The 4829-nt window shown below is 44.3% G+C and carries 3 protein-coding genes and 1 pseudogene; all 4 read right to left on the reverse strand.

What is annotated here, in order from left to right; translation table 11 throughout:
• Positions 1 to 1078, reverse strand: a pseudogene (locus F6K57_RS36910) (hybrid sensor histidine kinase/response regulator); the annotation flags it as partial.
• Between the two features lie 21 nt (positions 1079 to 1099).
• Positions 1100 to 2344 carry an RNA-guided endonuclease TnpB family protein gene (locus F6K57_RS36915; RefSeq protein ID WP_293073240.1) on the reverse strand — a complete coding sequence of 415 codons (1245 nt, stop codon included), beginning with the start codon at positions 2342 to 2344 and terminating at the stop codon, positions 1100 to 1102.
• Between the two features lie 374 nt (positions 2345 to 2718).
• Positions 2719 to 3474: a DUF1995 family protein gene (locus F6K57_RS36920; RefSeq protein ID WP_293051871.1), complete on the reverse strand. Its 756-nt coding sequence runs from the start codon at positions 3472 to 3474 to the stop codon at positions 2719 to 2721.
• A 133-nt stretch (positions 3475 to 3607) separates the two neighbouring features.
• Positions 3608 to 4771 (reverse strand): cysteine desulfurase family protein, encoded by a 1164-nt coding sequence (locus tag F6K57_RS36925; protein WP_293073242.1) that lies wholly within the window; start codon positions 4769 to 4771, stop codon positions 3608 to 3610.
• Positions 4772 to 4829 lie beyond the last annotated feature (58 nt).

Here is a 4829-nt window from a genome sequence, read left to right on the forward strand (position 1 = left end):
CCACCTCAGCAGTGGGTAAGGTCACATCCAGAGGTTTTATACTGTCAAAATCAACGTTTTGGTAATGTGCGGTAGCTTCTGCCAACAGCTGCTCTAATTGCTGCCATTGATCTTGGGTTGTTGGTAAGGGTTGTGGTGATGAATCTGGTAATTTGTTTGATTTTATAGGATCAGATTTTCTATTTTTTCCTTTTACACTTGAACTAAGACCGGGTGTCGAGGTGGGTTTTAAAGACCCTTTAGTTGATGGGGATTTAATTCCTGGCTGGTCATGGTTTGCCGGGGGGTGAGTTGGAATAAGCTCCAAGTCATTAACCAGATTAAAATCTAATTCATTGAGATCCGTGTAGGTCTGACCCGGGCGAGGGCTGTGGGTGGGATCGACGTGCGGTGTGCTTGGTTGGATAGGCTGCTGTTTGCTCATCCCATAACTATCTAATTTTGTGGGAGTAGTATTTTCCGCGCTTGAGCTATTTTCTTCAAAAAAGGTATCGTCAAATAAACTACTTAATTCATCCGCTGGGTTAGTTTTTTGAGTTAGGTTTGCCTCAGTACTCCCAACAGAAAATAATTCTTCAAGGTCTTTATCCGTCAGGCTTGGAGTAGGGTTAGGTTGAATCTCCTCTGGAGTTGACTCCCTTGACTGTAGTAATTCAAAAGCTGCTTCTTCTGGAAATTCCTCATCGAACAAACTGAGTAAATCTTCCTCGGTAGACTCCGCTGCCTCTGGAATGTCCAACCCATCAAGTTCTTTAATCAGGTCAGATAAATCCTTTGGTTCGTCTGTAGTTATAGAATTGTGTGATTGGCTAGACAACTGCTGGTTATCTGGAGCGATAATTTCTTCTTCTTGCCAGGTTTTATCCAAATCAGGGGTCTGACCTTCAAAGATATCAGCTAAGCTATTGAGTTCTGCCATGCCAACTTTTGGTTCTGCAGCATCATCGGACTCGATTTGGAGGATATCAGTGGTTGCTTGTTCCACTTCCTCTATATCCGGTATATCCTCGAGGAAGTTATCTAGGTTAAATTCGTCTTTGATTACTGCTGGTGGCTGAGCATCTAGGTTGTTAGACATTCGGAAAGCTAAAATTCCACATTACGCGATCATTTTTAACCTTTTGCCTTGGCAAGTTCGCCGGTTCCCTGCGACGAGAAACTGATATAATGCGGTAAAAACCGTATTAAAGTTCCCTTCCTGCTTCTTTCCAGTTACCTGGTTTTTCATAGGGTGTCGGCACTTCCTATTCCACAGGCTTAGACCGAATAGCCTTCGGCAAAACGTTCGTGCATTCAGGCTGGCGTTATAGTCACGGTCAAAGACTTCACCGCAAACCTCACAATCAAAAACTCGTTCTTTAAGTGGCATTTCCTGAACATGACCACAACTAGAACAAGTTTTAGTGGATGGGTAGAATCTATCTACAAATACCAATGAGCAACCGTACCACTCAGACTTGTATTCGACTTGACGACGAATTTCATAAAGAGCGGAGCGGAATCGGCTATCGCACCTGCGTTCCTTATGGTTTTTTAGCAGACCGGAAACATTTAGATCTTCTAACCCAATCACTGCGTGGTTTTTGCAAAGCCAAGAGGTTAATTTTTGAATTGCATCTTTCCGGATGTTAGCAACACGTTGATGGGCTTTAGCTAATTTCAGCTTGGTCTTATTTCTATTGGCAGAACCCATAGTTCTTCTAGATAGTTCTCCTTGAAGTCTAGCCAGCTTTTTCTGAGCTTGTTTGTAAGCTCTAGGATTAGGAAATACCGTCCCATCTGAACAGGTGGCTATAACTTTAACCCCGACATCAACACCTAGATATTCTCTACATTTAACAGTGGGTTCAGGTTCCAACTCGTAGGCCAAAGAAATATACCAAGAATCGGCTTCTCGACTGATTGTAACCCGCTTCGTCTGGATTCCAGGTAAAGGTTCATAAGTGCTAACCCACCCAAGAAAAGGGAGTTTCAACCGAGTTCCTGAAAACTCCATGACCTTCCCACAATTATCTAGGGTGAAGCTATCATTTCTACCTTTCTTCTTAAACTTAGGGTGTTGAGCTCTCCCTTGAAAGAATCGGTTAAACGCTTCTCCTAAGTGCATGAATACGAATTGATAAACCCTAGAACTTAAGGTAGACTGCCAAGGATATTGAGGTTTAACATGATTGGTATAGAACTTTTTCAGCTTGTTAGCAGAAGGCTTTAGCCCGGCTTTATAGGATTCGTTCCACATATTTAAAGCCCAATTCCAAAGCCACCTAGAATACCCAGCGTGTTGAGCCATCAAGGTTTTTTGTCTATTATTAAGTTTTAACTTGGTCTTGAAGGCTCGTTGCATAAGTCTGGGTCATTCTTAATTTTGCTTTGATACTAAGCGAGCAGCTCGGCGCTGTCAGTCATGGAGTTTTAATGGCTTTGATTATCCCTGCCGTTTCCCATCAAGCTCACGTTCTGACATTGACCCCGACTCACTCAGCAGCAACTCTGAGTTTGATGTACTTAGTCACCGAGCTACCTTTGACGACATAATGATCGTATCGTTTTGTACCGCAAATCGTCAACTAAGTTACTCCTCTATGATAGTTCTAAAATTTAATATCACTGACTAGCCAAGAGGTAGCTTAACACTCCCGAATCTATACAGACGAGGTTTTCTTGCCTCGCTAGCTAGATTTCTTATAACGTTTTTCATATCTCAGTTCAACTGTGAGTTCAACGACTCAGAGCATTTAAGAATTTCTGGATACCTGAGAAGAACGACTGTTTTTTTTGGGCAGATGGTATATTTTGAGCATCTTCTGGGCTAGTTGTGTTAACTAGATTTGCCTTAAGTATAATTTGCTCAATAGCCTCTGTTGTCGGTTTGCTGGTTTCTTCAGTCACTAACTGATACTCATCATCAATTTCTAGCCATACTTGCCACACAGAAGGGTAACAACGCCATAGAGCCCCTCCTGGAAAGGGTCGCAGATAATAACAAGATTCCAGAGTTTTCAGGAAGCGATCGCGCAACTGACGTGCGGCATAGCCAATCCCTACAATCGAGACATCTTCGAGCTGAGGATTTAGGATTACACAGGGGCGATCCCCAGCCAAATTACAAATCTTTTCCACTTGGCCTACTTCCACGGCAGAGGGACCTACTAGCAAGAAAACCTGGTCATCATCATCAATTCTAGTTTCTGCTGGGGAGCGACTGGTGCCAACATCAGTAATTTTAAACGGTACCTCTCCCCAGTCACGACGGGCAAGGGCTGAAGCACCCGTATCAGGAAAAAATATTTTCAGTCCGGAGCCATACTGCTCAAAGATAGGAATAAATTCTTGGGCGATTGACTGGGCTTGTAGGGCAATTTCTGGAAAGACCAACTCCACTTGTACCCTGGTTTGACCGTCATCTAGGGCAGCTTTGGTCGCTTGTTTAGCTTGAGCGATCGCATCTTCTAAGCTCAAAGGAAGTTCATTCATGAGTCTGTCTGTGTGTTAATCAAAAACTCTAATATTAATTGCTTAAAAGAAAAAGGAAAACTAATGTCTTGCCACATTAATCCCGCCCAATCAACCCTACCCATAGGAGCAATTGAGGCTTTTTTGAGCAAAGTTAGACCTTAGATAATGCTGGTTCTGGCATCAGTCGTTCCAAAATTTGCTTAAGTACCATCACCGTCCAATCTACATCAGCTTCTGTGGTATCTCTCCCCAGTGTCAACCGAATTCCAGCCAAAGCAGCTGGCTCGTTGTAACCCATTGCTAACAATATCGGACTCGGACTCAGTTTACCACTGTGGCAAGCGGAACCTGCACTAATACCAATACCAGCCTGATTTAACTGGCGCACTATAGTTTTACCAGTCACCCCCTCAGTAGGGGAAGTCACACAGAAACTAACGTGATGGGGTAAGCGATAGTCTCTAGAACCAGTGGGAATGAGATTGGGGGTATCAGCCAGTTGGTCAAACATGCGATCGCGTAATCGAATTAACCGAGGTGTCTCTTTTAGCATTTGCACTGCTGCTAGTTCTGCCGCCATGCCAAACCCAGCAATCAGTGGCACCGCCTGGGTTCCAGACCGCAATCGGGATTCTTGTCCACCACCGGATATCAGGGGCACTAACTCCACATCAGGGCGGATATACAGTGCCCCTGATCCCATTGGACCATAAATTTTGTGACTGGAAATCGACAGCAAATCCACCGGTAGTTGTTGAACATCGATCGATAGCCGTCCTGCTACTTGAACTGCATCGGTATGAAACAATACACCTTGTTCACGAGCAATTTGTCCGAGTTCATCAATAGGTTGGAGCGTACCTACTTCACTTTGACCGTAGATGACGGAGACTAAAACTGTATTTGCCTGTAGGGCAGCTTTTAAATCACCGGGATTGACCATTCCCAGAGAATCCACTGGTAGCCTAGTCACTTGCCAACCCCACTGTTCCAACCAGGCCACTGGTTGAGCGATTGCAGAATGCTCTACACTAGAAATAATGATATGCTGGGGTTTCTTGTAGGCTTGGGCAACCCCCATCACCGCCAAATTATCCGCCTCAGTACCGCCAGAGGTAAATATAATCGATTCTGCTGGTGCATTGATTAACCTAGCCACCTGCATTCTTGCTCGTTCCAGTACAATAGCCGCTCGCTGACCCCACTGGTGTAAGCTAGATGGGTTACCCCACTGCTGGGCAAGGACATCTTGAATAGTTTTAATGACTTCTGAGCGTGGTGGTGTGTTGGCGCTATAGTCCAGATAAATTTGCATGGGTTTTCAGGCAACCAGCTATCTCTACCTTCAGCATATAACCTTTCCAGGTCTCTCT

Source organism: Moorena sp. SIO4A5 (genome assembly GCF_010672005.1).
Lineage (GTDB): Bacteria > Cyanobacteriota > Cyanobacteriia > Cyanobacteriales > Coleofasciculaceae > Moorena.